Source organism: Pseudomonas sp. MONT-RG-20F-20-E-7-02 (assembly GCF_022662395.1).
Classification (GTDB): domain Bacteria; phylum Pseudomonadota; class Gammaproteobacteria; order Pseudomonadales; family Pseudomonadaceae; genus Aquipseudomonas.
In genome coordinates this window covers 1123347-1141254 of the sequence record NZ_JAKNQN010000001.1, presented here as the reverse complement: position 1 = coordinate 1141254, position 17908 = coordinate 1123347, and the positions used below count along the sequence as shown (strand labels likewise).

Genomic DNA, 17908 nt, shown 5'->3' with positions numbered 1-17908 from the left:
GCGAAATTTCTGACAGAATACGCCGCAATTTCGTTCATCCCTGGAGCGCTTCATGGCCACTTTCACCAAGACCGCCGTCCTGCTGGCCCTCGCGCTCACCGCCGGTAGCGTGTTCGCAGCCAGCAAGCCGAGCACCACACAGACCATCTCGACCCTGGGCGGCAAGTTCACCTTCAACTTGCCCAAGGCCTACATCGCCGACACGCTGCCCACCGGCAAGGTTGAGGATGGCACCGCCGACACCCAAGGCACGCTGTACGCCAACTCGACCACCAAGAGTGTGGTGATCGTCGCCGAAACCGTGCGCAACGATGGCGCTACGATCAAAGACAATGACCCGCAATTCCTCGATGGCGCCGTGGCGGATTTCGTCAAGGACCAGAGCGCCGCCCTGCCCGACTTCAAGAAGCTCAACGAGAAAAAGCTGACCTACAAGGGCCTGGGCCTTCGCCAGGTCGACAGCACCGCCACCCAGGGCGGCGGCAAGACTTTGAACTCGACCTTCCTCGGCGGCTCGGGCAGCCACTTGCTGGTGATCCAGGCCATTTCGCGGGCGGATGATGTGAAGGGCCATGCTGAGCTGGTGAAGCAGATTACTGGCGGCAAATAACCCGCTCTACCCTGCAACATAGGACCAAATGTGGAAGCTGGCTTGCCTGCGATAGCCATCCACCAGGCAATATGTCTGGTGATGGATATACCGCTATCGCAGGCAAGCCAGCTCCCACATTTTTAAACCGCGTTTACTTCAGGCTTTTTTCCAGCCAGGCCTTCAGGTCCTGCACCTCTGCCTCACTCACGGTATGCGGCATGCCCGGATAACCATGAAACTCCGGCTTCAACCCCAGCCCCACCAACACCTCATTCGCCCGCGTGGCCGAGTTGTACGGCAGCGCCTGGTCCAACGTGCCGTGGCCGATAAAAATCGCCAGCTTGCCCAGTGATTCGCTCGGCTTGAGCTCAGCCTTGAGCACCGGCAACACACTGCCACTCAACGCCGCAATCCCGCGCACCAACTCAGGCTGTCGCAAGCCCACCTCGTAGGACATGATCGCGCCCTGGCTGAACCCCACCAGGAACACCCGATCGCTTTGCGTGTGGTATTTGGCCGTGGCTTGGCCGACAAAGTCTTCAATCAGCTTGGCGCTGCGTTGCAGGTCGGCGGTCTCGCCATTGTAATCGCCGTCACCCGGCGTCTTGGTAAACCAGCGATAGCCGTGCGGGTCCACTGGCATCGGCGCGCGTGCCGACAGGTAAGTCCAGGTCGACGGCAGCGCGTCCTTGATGCCAAACAGGTCTTCCTCGTTGCTGCCAAAACCGTGCAGGAAAATCACCAACGGCTGATTACGCGCATCGCCCTGGGTCTGTTCCAGGTACGACAGCGGCAAGTCCGTGTGCAAAGTGGAATCGGCGTGGGCGGCACCGGCCACCAGGGTCAGTGCCAGGGCAAACAGTTTGAGCATGGGGAAGTTACCTCAGGGTTTGCGCAACAGATAAGTGTCCATGATCCAGCCATTTTCCAGGCGCGCCGCCTTGCGCACCCGTTCGATTTCTTCAGCCACTTCACTGACTTTGCCGCTGATGAGGATTTCGTCCGGCGTGCCCAGGTAGGCGCCCCAATAGATATCCAGGTCCTGATCGGCCACGGTGCGGTAGGAATCTTCGGCGTCGAGCATTACCACCAGGGTGTCGGCATCGCTCGCCTGCCCTGCCGCCAAACGGCGCCCGGTGGTGATCTCGATGGAACGGCCGATGCGGTTCAGCGGCACTTTGTGCTGGGCCGCCAGGGCCTGCACGCTGGTGATACCGGGGATGACTTCGAACTCGAATTCGCTGCGGCCACTGGCGAGGATCGCCTGCAGAATACGGATGGTGCTGTCGTACAGCGCGGGGTCGCCCCAGGCCAGGAAAGCACCGACTTCGCCGTCAGCCATTTCCTCGTTGATCATGCGCTCGAAGGTCTGCTGCTTGTCGCGGTTGAGGTCTTGCACGGCGGTGGTGTAGTCGATATCGCCGCGCACACGCTCGGGGCAATCGGCCTCGACGAAGCGGTAGCCGGGCTCGGTGATGTAGGTCTCGCAGATCTCGCGGCGCAGGTCGATCAGCTTGTCTTTGCTCTGGCCCTTGTCCATCAGGAAAAACACGTCGGTGCGGTTCAGCGCTTTCACGGCCTGCATCGTGATGTAGTCAGGGTTGCCGGCGCCAATGCCGATGATCAGGATGCGTTTCATGGGTTGCTCTCATTGCGGGGCGTGAATTTTGCCATGTTCAGGCGCTCAGGCGTGAGTTTCCAGGCGCAGGCGCCAAACGTTGTTGAAGCGCAGTTCAGTGGCGGACAGCGGCTCGACGTCGATCCGGTAGAACATCGACAGCGGGAACTGCACCACGTACAGCATCGCGGCGCGAATCACAAAGGGGTGGGTGATTGCCACTACGTGGCCGGGCTGGGTTTCGAGGGTTTTCATCCACTGCCCGATGCGTGCGCAAAGCTGCTCCACCGACTCGCCGCCATGGGGTGCGCTGGCACTGTCGGTCATCCAGGCGGTTAATTGGTCAGCGTCGAGCTGGCTGATGGCCTGGCCTTTCCAGTGGCCGAAATCAGCGTCGCGCAGGGCTTGTTCGATCTGCGCGTTATCGCCGAACAGCCCCGCTGTTTGCCGGGTTCTGGCCTCGGGCGCGCACACCAGGCGCGGGTCTTTCTTGAAGCGCCCGGCGTGGGACAACGCCGCGCTCTGCCAATCCATCGCGACGGATTCATCATCGGGAAACCGCCCGTGTTTTTGCAGCGGCGTGGCGGCGTGGCAAATCAGGGTCAAACGGGTGGCGTGCATCACAATTCACTCTATTTCGACGCGCAGCCAGCGTAGACTGCCGAAGCTATTTCAACATGTTACAACGAACATGAAAGAGGAAGCCGGTTGAATGCTTCGGCCTGTCTACGGGCGCGGTTCAACTCCTGAGTCAAATGCCGGGACGGGCCAGGTAAAACACCTGATAGCCCGTCCCGGGATGCTCCGCGTTCAACGCCTGGCCCGATAAGGTGATCCGAATCAGGCGCCACGCCTGCACATCCAGCGCCAAAAATACTGCGAACGTATCAGGGCTATCAGCCAACTGCTGATTGCGCCGTTTGCCCTCGGCCAATACCCCGGCGCGATCCACGCCAGGCTCCAGCGCCCACTCTTCTCGGTACAGACTCAATGCGTTCTGCGCCGGCCCGCGCTGCAAGTCCAACGGCAGCCAGCTCTCGATATGCGGGCGGCCGAAGCTGTCGAGCACCTTTTGAAAACGCTCGCCGAGCAAAAAATCGGCGGCCTGCAACGGATCAGCCCACAGGTACACCGACGCGTACACATTGCCCGGCGCTTGCCCATGCTCCTGGGCGATAAACGCCTTGAACAGCAACCCTTCGGTGTGATCCCACAACGGCCCCAACTGCGCGGCGCGGCGGCGAATCACGCCCATGTCGTAGTCGGCCGGCAGGCGGTGTGAATACTGTTTGGCAAACATGGCAACGCTCCTGTGCAAAATGAGGTTTGAGCTTGCGCAGTGGCGATGATTTCAACAAGATATGAGCGGATATAGGTGCGATAAGGATTTGATATGACTGACGCGCTCAAACCCCTGGATATCGACACCGTACAGGCCTTTGTGCTGGTCGCCGATTTCGCCAGTTTCACCCGCGCCGCCGAAGCCCTCGACACCTCCCAGGCCGCCATCAGCCTCAAGCTCAAGCGCCTGGAAGAACGCCTCGGTTATCGCCTGCTTGAACGCACCCCACGGCATGTGCGCCTGTCGCCCCAGGGCGAGCAGTTCATCGTCGCCGCCCGCGCCTTGCTCAACGCCCATGAGCGCGCACTCGGGGACATGGGCACCCACGCACCACGGCGCCTGGTGATTGGCATCAGCGACCACGTGGCCGGCCCGGACCTGCCCACCTGGCTCAGCCGCCTCGCGGCCTACGACCCGCTGGTGATTCTTGAAGTGCGCATCGCCTCGTCCCGCGACCTGATGGCTGCGTTCGACCGCAACGAGCTGGACGCCGTGATCGTGCGCAACGAAGGCGACCGCCAGGACGGCGAGGTGTTGGCGGTGGAACGCTTTGGCTGGTTCGCTGCACCGACCTGGCAACACAACCCCGGCACACCGTTGCGCATGGCAACCATGGCAGCGCCGTGTGGCATTCGGCATCTGGCGGTGAGGGCTTTGGACGCGGCGCGTATCGACTGGACCGAAGTGTTTGTCGGCGGTGGCGTGATGGCGGTGGGAGCAGCCGTGAGCGCCGGGCTGGGCGTGGCCGCCCTCGCCCATCGCGTGGCCCCGTCCGGGGCGGTGGACGTGAGCGAGCAATACGGTTTGCCCGCCTTACCGGTCAGTGAAGTGGTGTTGCACAGCCGGATCAGCGACGCGCGATCCCGCGAAACATTGCGCGCCTTGAGCGCAACGTTTCGCGGTGCGCTGCAGCGCTGAATCAGGCGACAGGTGCTTCCTCGCCGACAGCCGCTGCTTGCGTTTGCAACTGCGCGGCCTGCTGGCTGTAGTCACGCAGGTAGACGATGAACTCCTGCAACAGGCGATCCCACAATTCCAGTTGGCTGCGCAGGTGCTGGGTACCGACACCGGCCACCACCACGTCCATTTCCATCAACAAAAACTCCCCCTGCAGCGACAACCGCGCAACGCGTCGCGACGCGTTCCACACCTGGGCCAGGCCTTCAGGCAGTTCACCTTGCACGCGCAGGGCGCAGCTGTAGGTGAAGTCTACGTAACTGCCCGGCTCCGCTGCCCAGTTGCCGAAGCGCACGGCAAAGCCGATGCCCTGGCTGGCACTGAGCAATTGCACGACGCCGTTCTGTTCGGTCTGGTTGACGCGGTAGCCGGCCTCTTGCAGCAATTCGGTGAGGCTCTTGGGGGTAACGCTATTGATCAGTTCACTCAAGGTCAGTCTTCCTTGTTGATCAATGAAATGCGCCTGCAACAGCGTAGTCGGATTTTCCGCCTGCGTAATCGATCAGGCGGCTGGCGCCAAACCGGCCCCCAGCGGTGTCGTCACCGGGTTGCCACTGGCAACAAAATCTTCCTTGCGCAGCACCACCAGGGCAATCAACGACACCACGCCGGTCGCCACGTAGAAGTACCACGGCGAGGTGATGTCGCCGGTGACCTTGATCAGCCACGTGGAGATCAACGGCGCGCTGCCGCCAAACACCGCGACCGGCACGTTGTACGCCACGGCAATCCCGGTGGAACGGATGCGCGTCGGCAGCAGTTCACTCATCAGCGCATACGTGGACGAGGCATACAGCCCGAACAGAATCGCCACCGCCATCAACGGCGCAAAGAACGTCGCAGGCGTGGCAGTCGGCGCCGACTTGAACAGCCAGAACATCGCCAGGGTGGCCAAGGTGCCGATCACCATCAGGAATGGTTTGCGCCCGTACTTATCCGTGAACGCGCCGCCGAACGGCATCACGAAGGCCGCTGAAAAACTCGCGACAAACACGTAGAGCAAGGTGGTGCCGCTGTCGAACTTGAGGATCTTGGCCATGTAGGTCGAGGCGAAGGTCAGCACCAGGTAAAAGATCGAGCTGTGCAAGGTGATGATAAAAAACACCAGGGCGATTGCGCGCTTCCACTGCCAGACTTCGCGCAACGGCGCGCGGGAGGTTTGGCCGGCGCGTTGCAGGGCGAGAAATTCCGGGCTGTCTTCGAGCTTGAGGCGGATGTACATAGAGATAAAACCCAGCGGTGCGGCGATCAGGAACGGCACGCGCCAGGCCCATTCCTGCATCAGGTCGGCGCCCAGGATCCAGGTCATGCCATTGGCCACGGCGCCGCCCAGCAGCAGGCCGAGCACGGCGGTGACCATCAGCCAGCAGGTGGCAAAACCGCGTCGGCCGGGGCCGGCGTATTCGGAGATAAAACTGGTCACCGTGCCGATCTCGCCACCGGCCGAGAAACCCTGCACGCAGCGCACCAGGATCAGCAGGATCGGCGCGGCGATGCCGAGGGTGGCGTAAGTCGGCAGCAGGCCCAGCAACACCGTGGAGCCGGTCATCATCACCAGCGCCATGATCAGGGTTTTGCGCCGGCCGATCTTGTCCGCCAGCGGGCCGAAGAACAGCCCGCCCAGTGGCCGGATAAAGAAGCTCAGGGCAAACGCGGCGAAGCTCGCCAGCAGGCTGGTGGTGGGGTCATCGGAGACGAAAAAAGCCTGGCCGATGTACACGGCGAGGAAGCCGTAGACGCCGTAGTCGTACCACTCGATCAGGTGGCCGGAAGTGGCACCGAGAAACGCACGGCGCCGCTTGCGAACCGTGTCTTGCGCGTGATTGCCCATCGAAGGGACTCCTTGTCTGATGATCTGTCCATGAAAAACGGGTCTAGGGAAGCGCGGCGATACTCGCTGCTTTCAGCCACTGCCGCAAGTCGGTCTTGAGGATTTTGCCGTAACTGTTCTTCGGCAGCTCGCCTGGAAACAGGTACTTTTTCGGTTTTTTGAACGAAGCCATGCGCTGTACAAACCAGGCGGTCAGCTCGGCTTCATCGAGTGGCTGCCCGCTGCGCGTCACCACAAACGCCACCACTGATTCGCCCCATTGCGCATCCGGCTCGCCCACCACACACACCTCGAACACCTCGGGATGCTGCGCCAGGACTTCCTCGACTTCACGCGGGTACACGTTGCTGCCGCCGGTGATGATCACGTCTTTGGAGCGATCCGTCAGCGTCAGGTAGCCGGCCGGGTCGAGAAAGCCAATGTCGCCGGTCAGCAACCAGCCCTCCACCAACGTCTGGCGCGTGGCCTCGGGGTTGCGCCAATAGCCTTGCATCACCGTGGCGCCGCGCACGGCAATTTCGCCGCGCTCACCGGTGGGCACGGGTTGGTGCCGGGCGTCGAGAATGCGGATTTCCACACAGGCTTGCGCGTGCCCGACCGAGGCGGCCAGGGTGGCCCAGTCGGCGCGTTGGCGGTCGGCGATCAGCGCGCGGGGCAATACGCTGATGGTCATCGGGCTTTCGCCCTGGCCGTAGATCTGCACCAGCCGCGGGCCGAAGGTGTCGACGGCCTCACACAGATCGGCCAGGTACATTGGGCCACCGCCGTAGACGATGGTCTTGATGCCTTCGCCTGCATAGCCCTGAACGCGCGCCTGTTCAACCATGCGTTTGACCATGGTCGGCGCGGCAAACAGCGAAACATCGCCCAACTCGGCGGCCAGGCCGAACAGCTCGGCGGCGTCAAAACCCTGGGACGCCGGCACCACATGGCGTGCGCCGCAGCGTACATGAATGAAGTTGTAGAGCCCGGCGCCATGGGACATGGGCGCGGCGTACAGCACGGCATCATCGCTGCTGACCGAATCGACGTCCGTGGTGTAACACAGCGACATCGCGACCAAATTGCCGTGGGACAGCATCACGCCTTTGGAGCGCCCGGTGGTGCCGGAGGTGTAGAACAGCCATGCAAGGTCCTGGTCCAGGCGCGGCACCGGCTGCTCCAGGGTCGGCCAGCCACGGGTTGGCGGCCGTGTGTGGCCGTCCAGTTCCTTGCAGCGTTGCGGCAAGTCCCGCGATGCCGAAAACACCCGGCCGCCATCGGTAAAGATCAAACGCGCCTCGGCGTTATCCGCGATCCACGCGGCTTCGGCCGGGTGCAATTTGGCGTTGATCGGCACCACCACGCCGCCCATCCACCAGATGGCGTAGAGCAATTCGAGGTAATCACAGCTGTTCTTCATCAGCACGGCGACCGCATCACCCGCCACCAGCCCATGCTGGTCGACCAGGTGTGCGGCGCGTTGGCGAACATGCGCGGCAAAGGTGGCGTAATCGGCCACCTGCTGCGTGCCTTCGAACAACGCCGGGCGTTGCGGGTGGCGACGCTGGGTGTCGTGCAACCAGTTGGCAATGTTCATGGTTCAGTACCGGCGCGCGTGCAGGACCGAGGCGTAGTTGGCGACGGCCATGCCGCCCATGTTGAACACCAGGCCGAACTCCGGGTTGGGCGCCGCCAGGCCGATGGGTTCGCCGGTCAACTGCCGGAACGCCAGTGCATGCATCGACACACCGGTGGCACCCACCGGATGCCCCTTGGCCTTGAGCCCGCCGGACAAGTTCACCGGCAACCGCCCGCCCGCGCGCACCACGCCGCTGTCGAGCACGCGATGGCCCTCGCCTTTGGGCGCCAGGCCCATGGCTTCGTAGATCAGCAGCTCGGCGATGGTGAAGCAGTCGTGCACCTCGGCGAAACTCAGGTCGGCCAGGGTGATATTCGCCCCGCGCAGGGCGGCGTGGATCGCCCGTTGCGGGCCTTCAAAAGCGAGGATGTCGCGCTGGGCAATCGGCAGGAAGTCGTTGACCTGGGTCATCGCGCGAATCTGCACGTCACGGCGAAACGCCCGCGCACGCTTGGGCGAAGCCAGGATGATCGCGGCAGCGCCGTCGCTGATCAGCGAGCAGTCGGTCAGGCGCAGGGATTCGGCCACAAACGGGTTGCTCTTGGACACATTGTTGCAGTGCTCGAAATCCATCACCCGGTACATCTGCGCCAACGGGTTGGCCATGGCATTGGAGTGGTTCTTGGTGGCGATGGCCGCCATTGAGCCCAGCGGGCAGTGGTAGCGCTCGGTGTATTGGCGCGCCGCGCGGCCGAACAACTGCGGGAAACTCAAGCCGGCTTCGGCCGGGTCATTCTGATAACCGGCGCCGGCCAACGCCTGGGTGACCTCGGCGGTGGACGTGTGGGTCATCTTCTCGGCGCCCACCACCAGCACCAGCTCGGCGCTGCCGGACAGGATCGCATTGACCCCGGCCTGAATCGCCGCCGAGCCGGACGCGCAGGCGTTTTCACAGCGCGTGGCCGGTTTGAAGCGCAGGCCGGGGTCGGCCTGCAGCAGCAACGACGCCGCAAACCCGTCGGGCACCAGCCCCGCGTTGAAATGGCCGAGGAACAACGCATCGATTTCTGACGCATCAATGGCCGCGTCCGTCAGGGCTTCGCGGGTGACCTGCACGATCAGGTCCTCAAGGGTGGTGCCTTCCAGGCGACCAAAACGCGAATGACCGGCGGCAACAATGGAGACGCAATCAGCTGACATAATCAATTTTCTTCTGTTTTTGATGCGGACATTTACCTACAATGACGCACCGCTGGGCGCTCGCCAATTCGTGTAACTACTTACACGGATAAGTAGCCCACGTGAGAAAAGCAACGAGGCAGGATGCCCAATGAACGCGTTTACACAGCCATTCCCCGACATCGAACGCCTGGCGTTCCAGCTCTCCCCCGCCCCGCAACTGGTCACGCGCAACCGCGTGATGGTCGATTGCAACGAGGCCTTCCTGCAGTTGTTCGGCTATTCGCGCGACGAATTGGTCAACCAGTTGACCCTGCTGATCTATCCGTCCCAGGCCGACTATCACGCCATCGGCAAGCGTAGCCATGACTGGCTGCTGGAGAGCGAAAACGGCTTCTATTCCGACGAACGCTTCATGCAGCACAAAAACGGCGAAGTGTTCTGGGCTAAGTCCCACGGCTACACCCTCACGCCCAAAGACCCGTTCAAGCTGATGATCTGGCACTTCGAGCGCCTGGACCGCACCCACCAAGGCACCGGCGACCTGACGCCACGGGAGCGCGAAGTGGCGATGCACATCGTCAACGGCCTCAAGTCCAAGGAAATCGCCCAACGCCTGCACATCTCGCACCGCACGGTGGAAGTGCACAGGGCACGCCTGATGAAGAAACTCGAGGTCAAAAACATTGTGGAGCTGGTGTCGAAGATGATTTTCGTCGGCGGGCGCGCCTGGCTATAGCTCAACTTTTAACAGGCGTTGACGGAATTTTCATATTCGGCTGTCTATGCTGCGCACCTTCGTTGGGGAGTAACCGGCTTCTGACCCGCTCAGAAGCGTTCGTATCAACATATTCGGCAACCTGCCGTGGTACGAACACCGTTGTGGTTGGTGAGACCAGCGACACATCCATGCCTAAAGTCGGGCGTGTGGTTGTGTCGTTGACTCATACAGCCCGACTGGAAGCCTTACCGTGAACCCCATTTCCCTTATCTTTCTCGCCCTTGCCATGTCCACGGACGCCTTTGCGGCGGCCATCGGCAAAGGCTCCAGCCTGCACAAACCACGCCTGATCGAAGCCCTGCGCGCAGGCCTGATCTTTGGTGTGATCGAAGCCATCACGCCGATGATCGGCTGGGCCATCGGCCATGCGGCCACCCGCTGGGTGGAAGATTGGGATCACTGGATCGCCTTCACCCTGCTGGTCGCGCTGGGTCTGCACATGATCTACAACGGGTTGAAGGCCGACGATGACGAGGTTGAAAAACCGACGCAGCATTCCTTCATGATCCTGGCGGTTACCGCCTTTGCCACCAGCATCGATGCGTTGGCAGTCGGCGTGGGCCTGGCGTTTGTGGATGTGAACATCCTGGTCGCCTCGGCGGCGATTGGCCTGGCGACCATGACCATGGTGACCATTGGCATGATGCTCGGTCGCGTATTGGGGACAGTGGTGGGCAAACGCGCCGAGATGGTCGGCGGCGTTGTATTGATGCTGGTGGGCGCGACGATTCTTTACGAGCACCTTTCGGCTTAACGGCCCGCACTGAAAAAATGTGGGAGCGGGCTTGCCCGCGAAGGCGATGGACCAGTCGATGACTCTGTTGACTGACAATGCGCTTTCGCGGGCAAGCCCGCTCCCACATTAGATCTACAGCGTTTTAAGCTGCGTGGCTTTCCTTCTTCAAGCTTTCCATATCAATCACGAAGCGATACTTCACGTCGCCCTTGAGCATCCGCTCATACGCTTCGTTGATGCCCTGGATATCGATCATCTCAATGTCCGAGACAATCTTGTGCTTGGCGCAGAAGTCCAGCATGTCCTGGGTTTCCTGGATACCGCCGATCAACGAACCGGCGAGGCTGCGGCGCTTGAAGATCAGGTTGAACACCGTCGGCGACGGGTGCGGGCTGTCGGGGGCGCCGACCAGGGTCATGGTGCCGTCGCGCTTGAGCAGGTTAAGGAAGGCATCCAAGTCGTGCGGCGCGGCCACCGTGTTGAGGATGAAGTCCAGGCTGTTGGCAACCTTGGCCATTTCGTCCGGGTTCTTCGACACCACCACTTGGTCGGCGCCCAGGCGCAGGCCGTCTTCGCGCTTGCTCGGCGAAGTGGTGAACAGCGTCACATGCGCGCCCATCGCATGGGCGATCTTCACCGCCATATGCCCGAGCCCGCCGAGGCCAACCACGCCAACCTTTTTACCCGGGCCGACCTTCCAGTGGTGCAGCGGCGAATAGGTGGTAATCCCGGCGCACAGCAGCGGCGCCACGGCCGCCAGGTTTGCATCATCGTGGGAGATGCGCAGCACGAACTTCTCCTTGACCACGATGTTGTCCGAGTAGCCGCCAAAGGTATTTTCGCCACCGAACACCGGGCCGTTGTAGGTGCCGGTAAAGCCGTTCTCGCAGTATTGCTCCTCGCTCTCGGCGCAGGAGGCGCAGTGCTGGCAGCTGTCGACCATACAGCCGACACCGGCCAGGTCACCGACTTTGAATTTGCTCACATTGGCACCGACCGCCGTGACACGGCCGACGATTTCATGGCCCGGCACCGACGGGTACAAGGTGTTGTGCCACTCGTTACGCACGGTGTGCAGGTCGGAGTGGCACACGCCGCAATACAGAATGTCGATCTGCACGTCGTCCGCCCCCGGCGCACGGCGCTCGAAGGTATAGGGTTTGAGCGCATCCTTGGAATCCCGAGCGGCGTAGCTGTAAGTCTTGGCCATTTGGTTCACCTGTTGAACTGACGGTAGAGGTCAGTGGACCAATATAGACGCTGAACCGTTCAACCGAGCACATCCGTACAAGCCCTTCGTCGGGTTTGACGCAATAGTGAGGCTGAGCCTTTTGCCCCCTGAACCCAAGGAGTTTTCGATGAGCACATTTGTTGCCAAAGACGGTACCCAGATCTACTTCAAGGACTGGGGCAGCGGCAAGCCCGTGCTGTTCAGCCACGGCTGGCCGCTGGATGCCGACATGTGGGAATACCAGATGGAATACCTGAGCAGCCGTGGCTTTCGCACTATTGCCTTCGACCGCCGTGGTTTCGGCCGCTCCGACCAGCCGTGGACCGGTAACGACTACGACACCTTCGCCGATGACATCGCCCAACTGATCGAACACCTGGACCTCAAGGACGTGACCCTGGTGGGCTTCTCCATGGGCGGCGGCGACGTGGCGCGCTACATCGCCCGCCATGGCACGTCCCGCGTCGCCGGCTTGGTGCTGCTGGGCGCGGTCACGCCGATCTTCGGCCAGAAACCCGACTACCCGCAGGGCGTGCCGACCGCCACATTCGACGGCATCAAGGCCGGGCTGCTGAAGGACCGCGCGCAATTTATCAGCGACTTCAACACGCCGTTCTATGGCATCAATAAAGGCCAGAAAGTCTCGGAAGGCGTGCTGACCCAAACCCTGCAAATCGCCCTGCTCGCCTCACTCAAGTCGACAGTGGACTGTGTCACCGTGTTCTCCGAGACCGACTTCCGCCCAGACATGGCCAAGATCGACGTGCCGACCCTGGTGATCCACGGTGACGGCGACCAGATCGTGCCATTCGAGACCACCGGCAAAGTCGCGGCCGAGATGATCAAGGGCGCGCAACTGAAGGTCTACAAGGATGCGCCGCACGGTTTTGCGGCCACCCATGCCCAACAGCTGAACGAAGATTTGCTGGCGTTCCTGAACCGCTGAAACGACTGATTCACCCGCTCCTTGTTTGGCCGGGCTTGCCCGGCTTTTTTTCGACCACTGCCAACCCTCGGTATGATGCCGCTGAACCGGCGACTGCCCGACGCGGTCCCAACTCATACGCTCATCGCTGCAGGTAAACGCAAATGTCGCTCCCAAAAGAAATGACCCTGATCGAAATCACCGCACCCGGCGGCCCTGAAGTGCTGCAACCGCGCCGGGCTGACGTGCCGGTGGCGGGGCCGGGTGAAATCCTGATTCGCGTACACGCCGCCGGGGTCAACCGCCCGGATGCGTTGCAACGCGCCGGCAAGTACCCGATGAAACCGGGCATGAGCCCCATTCCCGGTTTGGAAGTGGCCGGTGAAGTGGTCGCATTGGGCGAAGGTGTCAGCGAGTACGCCATTGGCGATAGGGTTTGCGCCCTGACCAACGGCGGCGGTTATGCGCAGTTTTGCGCGGTGCCGGCCAGCCAGGCGTTGCCCATTCCGGAAGGCATGGACTGGATTCAAGCCGCTGCCGTGCCGGAAACCTTCTTCACCGTCTGGGCCAACCTGTTCGGCCTGGGCGACGCCCACACCGGCCAGCGCGTGCTGATCCACGGCGGCACCAGCGGCATCGGCACCACCGCGCTGATGCTGTGCCGCGAGTACGGTATACAGGCGTTCGCCACCGCCGGCAGCGCCGACAAATGTGCGGCGATTGCCAAGCTCGGCGCCGAGCCGATCAACTACCGCGAGCAGGATTTTGCCGAGGTCATTGCACAAAAAACCGACGGTAACGGCGTGGATGTGATCCTCGACATCATGGGTGCCTCCTACCTCAACAACAACCTCAAGGCCCTGGCCATGGACGGGCACCTGGTGATGCTGGGGTTCCTCGGCGGCGGCAAGGCCAATGACGTCGACCTGCTGACCATCCTCGGCAAACGCGCGGTCATCACCGGCTCGCTGCTGCGCGCCCGCACCAAGGACGAAAAGGCCGCCATCGCCGAACAACTGCGCGAGTATGTGTGGCCGGTGCTGGCCGCCGGGCGCTGCCTGCCGATGATCGACAAGGTGTATGAATACACCGACGCCGCCCAGGCCCATGCGCGGATGGAAGGCGGCGACCATATCGGCAAGATTGTGTTGCGGGTGGAATAACGCTGATCAGCCCCGCTGAAGATCAACGGTGGGATCTGCGCAGTGGCCTGGAACACTTATCCGGCGTACACCGGGTAATCGGTATAGCCCTGCTCCGAACCACCGTACATGCCTTCAGCCCGCAGCGGGTTCAGCGGCCAGCCGTTGAACAGGCGCTGCGGCAAGTCCGGGTTGGCAATGAACGGGCGACCAAAGGCAATCAAGTCCGCCAGCCCCGCCTCCAGCAGTTTTTCACCGCGCTCCGCGGTGTAGCGGCCGGCGTAGATGATCCGCCCGCTGAAGGTGCTACGCACGGCCTGGCGGAAGGTCTCGGGCAAGTCCGGGGCGTTGTCCCAATCGGCTTCGGCGATGGACACATAGGCAATCCCCGACGCCTCAAGCACCTTGATCGCTTCGATATAAGTGTGATGCGGGTCTTCCTCCACCAGGCCGATGTACACGCGGTCCTGGTCGGTGCCGCTGAACAACGGTGAAAAACGCACACCGAGGCGTTCCGGCCCGACCACGGCGGTCACGGCTTCGACGATCTCGCGCAGGAAACGCAGGCGGTTGTGCAGCGAGCCGCCGTACTCGTCATCACGCTGGTTGGCATGGGCCGAAATGAACTGGTTGACCAGGTAACCATTTGCCGCGTGGATTTCCACCCCGTCAAACCCGGCGTCCAACGCATTGCGCGCCGCCTGGGCGTAATGCCCGACCAATTCCTCGATCTCAAGTGCGCTCAAGGCACGCGGCACGGGCGGCTGCTTCAGCTCGCCGGTGCCCGGCCCGGTTTCGATAAAGGCTTTGGCTTGCTCAGCGGCAATTGCAGACGGTGCGACCGGCGCGGCACCCTCTGGCTGCAACGCGTTATGGGACACGCGGCCGACATGCCACAGTTGCGCAAAAATCACCCCGCCTTCGGCATGCACCGCGTCGGTGACGGTGCGCCAGCCGTCGATCTGCGCCGGTGCGTAGATGCCCGGCGTCCAGGCGTAACCCTGGCCGCGCGGCTCGATTTGCGTGCCTTCGCTGACCATGAAGCCGGCGCTCGCGCGCTGGCGGTAATACTCGGCCATCAGGCCGGTGGCGGTATCGCCAGGTTGCGCGCTGCGCTGACGCGTCAGAGGCGGCAATACAACGCGGTTGTTCAAGGTGTGATGCCCCAGTTTTACTGGGGTATTCAAACGACTGCTCATGTGCAAATTTCCAAATTCAGGACGAGCCAAAGCGTTGGCGGCTCCTGAGAGCCGCCAATTCATACAGCGATTAGTTAATTCAAGCGGTGAGTTTCAGCAGTGCTTTTGCCACATCGCTGGAGCTGGCCGGGTTCTGGCCGGTCACCAGCAAGCCATCTTCAAGCACAAAGGACTGCCAATCAGCGCCCTTTTCATAGTGGCCGCCGAGTGCCTTGAAATCATCTTCGATCAGGAACGGCACCACGTCGGTGAGGCCCACTGCGGCTTCTTCGGAGTTGGAGAAACCGGTGACGCGACGGCCCTTGACCAGCGGCTCGCCATTCACGGCCTTGACGTGACGCAGCGCGCCCGGTGCATGGCAGACAAAACCAATGGGCTTGCCGGCGCGCTCGAATGACTCGATCAGCGCGATGGACACCGGCGATTCCGCCAGGTCCCACAGTGGCCCGTGACCACCTGGGTAGAACACCGTGTCGAAGTCGTCGGCGTTGACCGTGTCCAGCTTGACGGTGTTGGCCAGCGCCTGCTGCGCCGCCGAGTCGGCGGCGAAACGCCGGGTTTGCTCGGTCTGCGCGTCAGGCTGGTCGCTGACCGGGTCCAGCGGTGGTTGGCCGCCGGCCGGGGATGCCAGCACCAACTCGGCACCCGCATCTTTGAAGGTGTAATAGGGCGCAGCAAACTCTTCGAGCCAGAAGCCGGTTTTACGACCGGTAGTGCCCAGCTGGTCGTGAGAGGTCAGTACCATTAATACTTTCATTTTCCAGTGCCTCGATCGATGTGAATGTCAGTAGGTTCAGGGCAACCCAACAGCTGTCGGGTCAGCAGCAGCGCCTCGTCAAAAGGCGCGGATGTTCGGGTGATCTTGCTCATGACGCTGGTCCCCAACCACAACGCATACAGGCGTTGGGCCAGGCTTTCGGGCGCTTGTTGTACCGTCAGCGAGCCGTCTGCGACGCCGTGCTGCAACGCCTCGACCAGCAAGGCGATGGTGCGTGCAGTGCCGCGTTGCAGGGCCAGACGCATCGGCTCTGAAAGGTCTGACACCTCGGCACCGAGTTTGACGGCAAGGCATTTACCCGCATCGGTGCAGCCGGTCTGGTTGTCGACCCAGGAGTGCCAATAGCGCATCAACTTGGCGGCCCCGGACAGTTCGGGTTGCTGGAACAGCTGCTCCACGCCCTGCACGTAGTGGTCAAAATAGGTGTCGAGCAGAACAACGCCAAAGGCATCTTTGGAGCTGAAGTAGTGATAGAACGAACCTTTAGGCACATCGGCGGCTTGAAGTATTTCGTTCAACCCCACCGCAGAAAATCCTTTGCGGCTCACAATCAATTGCGCCGTATCCAGAATGGTCTGCCGTGCACTTTTAGTGGCGTTAGTCATGGTTCATCCCGTCCGATTAGACCAGTCGTCTAGTTCGTTGAGGGGATGTTAGGCGCCGCGAAAAACTTCAACAATGTCATATCCGCAAGGATTTCGGACATGCGCCAAAGGCGGTTGCCGTTTGCCCGGTACACGCCGACAATCCCCTCTCCCGCGCCCCTTGGAGAATGACGATGCACAGCGTTGCGCTGATGGTTTACCCGAACTTCCAGTCCCTGAGCCTTAGCCTCGGCTCGGTGTTCGAGTGCGCGAACCTGCTGCGCGGCGAACCGGCCTATGAGTTTCACCTGGTCTCGGAAAGTGGCGGCGCGGTGATGACCTCCCAGGGCTTTTCGGTGAATACCACGCCGATTCGCGCGCAAGGCTATGACACCCTGATCGTCAGCGGTTACCTGGAATTTCGCTTGCCCGAGGCCAATTTGCTCGAACTGGTCAAGGCGGCCTCCGCGCAGTCGCGACGGGTCGCCTCGTTGTGCATGGGCATTTTCGTATTGGCCGAAGCCGGTTTGCTCGAAGGCAAGCGCACCACCACTCACTGGATTCACGCGCCGGCGTTTCGCAAGCGCTACCCGGCTATTCACCTGGAAGAAGACAAGCTGTTTGTGGTCGACGGCCAGGTCTGGACTGGCGCCGGCATGAGCGCCGGTGTGGACATGGCCCTGGCCATGGTCGAGGCCGACTTGGGCAGCGACCTCGCCCGGCGCATTGCGCGCAAGTTGGTGATTGCCCAACGTCGCGGCAGCGAGCAATCGCAATTGTCGGCATTGCTGGAACTGGACCCCAAGTCCGACCGCGTGCAACTGGCACTGGCCTATGCCCGCGAGAACCTGACCCACGACCTGTCGGTGGAAGCCCTGGCCGACGTGGCGCGGCTGAGCCCACGTCAATTCAGCCGGGTGTTTCGTGAAGAAACCGGGCAAACACCGGCCAAGGCCATCGAGTCGCTGCGGGTAGAAGCGGCCCGGGCGATGATGGAAACCAGCCGTCACCCGGTCGAAGTGGTGGCCCGCGAAACCGGCTTCGGTGATCGCGAGCGCATGCGTCAGGCGTTTCTGCGCGCGTTCGGGCAGCCGCCGCAGGCGATGCAGCAGGTGCTGTTCAACGCGGGAGCCTAGCGACAGTGATAAGGGCTTTCGCTCTTGAGTTCTTCACCCGTGTCCAGGTCACGGATGGTCACCGTGCCCTTCGGGTTGTTCATGCAGAACGCGTTTCGAACCGAGTAGATGCCGTGGCCTTGGGTGGTGAACACCATCTTGGCCGGCGTGCCGTTGGCGTCAACGGCGGTGACCTTGTAGTTACCCGACATCGTCAGGCAGCCGCCCACGGTCAGCAAGACGCCAGCGCAAACAACGCGTTTGAATGAAGTGAAGGTGTTCATTTCGCATCCTTGTGAAATTCAGGGCCAAACCGGCCGATGCGTCCAGGAGCCGC

At 61.9% G+C, this 17908-nt stretch carries 20 protein-coding genes; 7 read left to right on the top strand and 13 right to left on the bottom strand.

Annotated elements, in window-relative coordinates; genetic code table 11:
- Window positions 1-52: 52 nt before the first annotated feature.
- Window positions 53-610: a hypothetical protein gene (locus L8I05_RS05200; RefSeq protein ID WP_242167422.1), complete on the top strand. Its 558-nt coding sequence runs from the start codon at window positions 53-55 to the stop codon at window positions 608-610.
- Between the two features lie 133 nt (window positions 611-743).
- Here the strand turns inward: L8I05_RS05200 and L8I05_RS05195 are convergent, their stop codons facing one another.
- The 4 genes from L8I05_RS05195 to L8I05_RS05180 form a co-directional block, all read right to left on the bottom strand.
- A complete protein-coding gene (locus tag L8I05_RS05195) occupies window positions 744-1463 on the bottom strand; it encodes an alpha/beta fold hydrolase (RefSeq protein WP_159957414.1) in 720 nt (239 codons plus the stop codon).
- A gap of 12 nt (window positions 1464-1475) precedes the next feature.
- Entirely contained in the window at window positions 1476-2231 is a 756-nt protein-coding gene (gene cobF, locus L8I05_RS05190) for a precorrin-6A synthase (deacetylating) (RefSeq protein ID WP_159957415.1), read from the bottom strand.
- Window positions 2232-2276: 45 nt separating this feature from the next.
- Window positions 2277-2831 (bottom strand): histidine phosphatase family protein, encoded by a 555-nt coding sequence (locus tag L8I05_RS05185; protein WP_242167421.1) that lies wholly within the window; start codon window positions 2829-2831, stop codon window positions 2277-2279.
- A 130-nt stretch (window positions 2832-2961) separates the two neighbouring features.
- Complete coding sequence (locus tag L8I05_RS05180) at window positions 2962-3510, bottom strand: DUF4865 family protein (RefSeq protein WP_242167420.1); 549 nt, start codon at window positions 3508-3510, stop codon at window positions 2962-2964.
- A 93-nt stretch (window positions 3511-3603) separates the two neighbouring features.
- Between L8I05_RS05180 and L8I05_RS05175 the strand changes: the two genes are divergently transcribed.
- Entirely contained in the window at window positions 3604-4470 is an 867-nt protein-coding gene (locus L8I05_RS05175) for a LysR family transcriptional regulator (protein ID WP_242167419.1), read from the top strand.
- 1 nt (window position 4471) lies between these two features.
- Here L8I05_RS05175 and L8I05_RS05170 read toward each other — a convergent pair whose 3' ends face one another.
- From L8I05_RS05170 to L8I05_RS05155, 4 genes are all read right to left on the bottom strand, one after another.
- Entirely contained in the window at window positions 4472-4945 is a 474-nt protein-coding gene (locus tag L8I05_RS05170; protein WP_242167482.1) for a YbjN domain-containing protein, read from the bottom strand.
- Window positions 4946-5011: 66 nt separating this feature from the next.
- The gene (locus tag L8I05_RS05165) at window positions 5012-6340 is read right to left on the bottom strand and encodes an MFS transporter (protein ID WP_197627740.1); all 1329 of its coding nucleotides are present in this window, start codon (window positions 6338-6340) and stop codon (window positions 5012-5014) included.
- Between the two features lie 43 nt (window positions 6341-6383).
- Window positions 6384-7919, bottom strand: a complete 1536-nt coding sequence (locus L8I05_RS05160; protein WP_242167418.1) for an AMP-binding protein — start codon at window positions 7917-7919, stop codon at window positions 6384-6386.
- A gap of 3 nt (window positions 7920-7922) precedes the next feature.
- Window positions 7923-9101: an acetyl-CoA acetyltransferase gene (locus tag L8I05_RS05155; protein ID WP_242167417.1), complete on the bottom strand. Its 1179-nt coding sequence runs from the start codon at window positions 9099-9101 to the stop codon at window positions 7923-7925.
- Between the two features lie 130 nt (window positions 9102-9231).
- Here L8I05_RS05155 and L8I05_RS05150 point away from each other — a divergent pair, with 130 nt between their 5' ends.
- Together L8I05_RS05150 and mntP are read left to right on the top strand one after the other, a co-directional pair.
- Entirely contained in the window at window positions 9232-9819 is a 588-nt protein-coding gene (locus tag L8I05_RS05150) for a LuxR C-terminal-related transcriptional regulator (protein ID WP_242167416.1), read from the top strand.
- Between the two features lie 232 nt (window positions 9820-10051).
- Window positions 10052-10615: a manganese efflux pump MntP gene (mntP, locus tag L8I05_RS05145; protein ID WP_177018266.1), complete on the top strand. Its 564-nt coding sequence runs from the start codon at window positions 10052-10054 to the stop codon at window positions 10613-10615.
- Between the two features lie 124 nt (window positions 10616-10739).
- Here mntP and L8I05_RS05140 read toward each other — a convergent pair whose 3' ends face one another.
- A complete protein-coding gene (locus L8I05_RS05140; protein WP_242167415.1) occupies window positions 10740-11807 on the bottom strand; it encodes an NAD(P)-dependent alcohol dehydrogenase in 1068 nt (355 codons plus the stop codon).
- Window positions 11808-11955: 148 nt separating this feature from the next.
- Between L8I05_RS05140 and L8I05_RS05135 the strand changes: the two genes are divergently transcribed.
- Together L8I05_RS05135 and L8I05_RS05130 are read left to right on the top strand one after the other, a co-directional pair.
- Entirely contained in the window at window positions 11956-12774 is an 819-nt protein-coding gene (locus L8I05_RS05135) for an alpha/beta hydrolase (RefSeq protein ID WP_197627735.1), read from the top strand.
- Between the two features lie 143 nt (window positions 12775-12917).
- A complete protein-coding gene (locus L8I05_RS05130) occupies window positions 12918-13916 on the top strand; it encodes an NAD(P)H-quinone oxidoreductase (RefSeq protein ID WP_242167414.1) in 999 nt (332 codons plus the stop codon).
- A gap of 56 nt (window positions 13917-13972) precedes the next feature.
- Here the strand turns inward: L8I05_RS05130 and L8I05_RS05125 are convergent, their stop codons facing one another.
- The 3 genes from L8I05_RS05125 to L8I05_RS05115 all read right to left on the bottom strand — a co-directional run bounded on the left by L8I05_RS05125 (window position 13973) and on the right by L8I05_RS05115 (window position 16477).
- On the bottom strand, window positions 13973-15094 hold the full coding sequence (locus L8I05_RS05125) for an alkene reductase (protein ID WP_242167413.1): 1122 nt from the start codon (window positions 15092-15094) through the stop codon (window positions 13973-13975).
- A gap of 79 nt (window positions 15095-15173) precedes the next feature.
- Window positions 15174-15851 carry a type 1 glutamine amidotransferase domain-containing protein gene (locus tag L8I05_RS05120; protein WP_177018271.1) on the bottom strand — a complete coding sequence of 226 codons (678 nt, stop codon included), beginning with the start codon at window positions 15849-15851 and terminating at the stop codon, window positions 15174-15176.
- Entirely contained in the window at window positions 15848-16477 is a 630-nt protein-coding gene (locus L8I05_RS05115) for a TetR/AcrR family transcriptional regulator (protein WP_242167412.1), read from the bottom strand. Before L8I05_RS05115 ends, L8I05_RS05120 begins: the two co-directional genes overlap by 4 nt.
- 173 nt (window positions 16478-16650) lie before the next feature.
- Between L8I05_RS05115 and L8I05_RS05110 the strand changes: the two genes are divergently transcribed.
- Window positions 16651-17592, top strand: a complete 942-nt coding sequence (locus L8I05_RS05110; RefSeq protein ID WP_159957442.1) for a GlxA family transcriptional regulator — start codon at window positions 16651-16653, stop codon at window positions 17590-17592.
- Here L8I05_RS05110 and L8I05_RS05105 read toward each other — a convergent pair.
- Window positions 17589-17855: a hypothetical protein gene (locus tag L8I05_RS05105; RefSeq protein WP_242167411.1), complete on the bottom strand. Its 267-nt coding sequence runs from the start codon at window positions 17853-17855 to the stop codon at window positions 17589-17591. The genes L8I05_RS05110 and L8I05_RS05105 overlap by 4 nt on opposite strands.
- Between the last annotated feature and the right edge of the window lie 53 nt (window positions 17856-17908).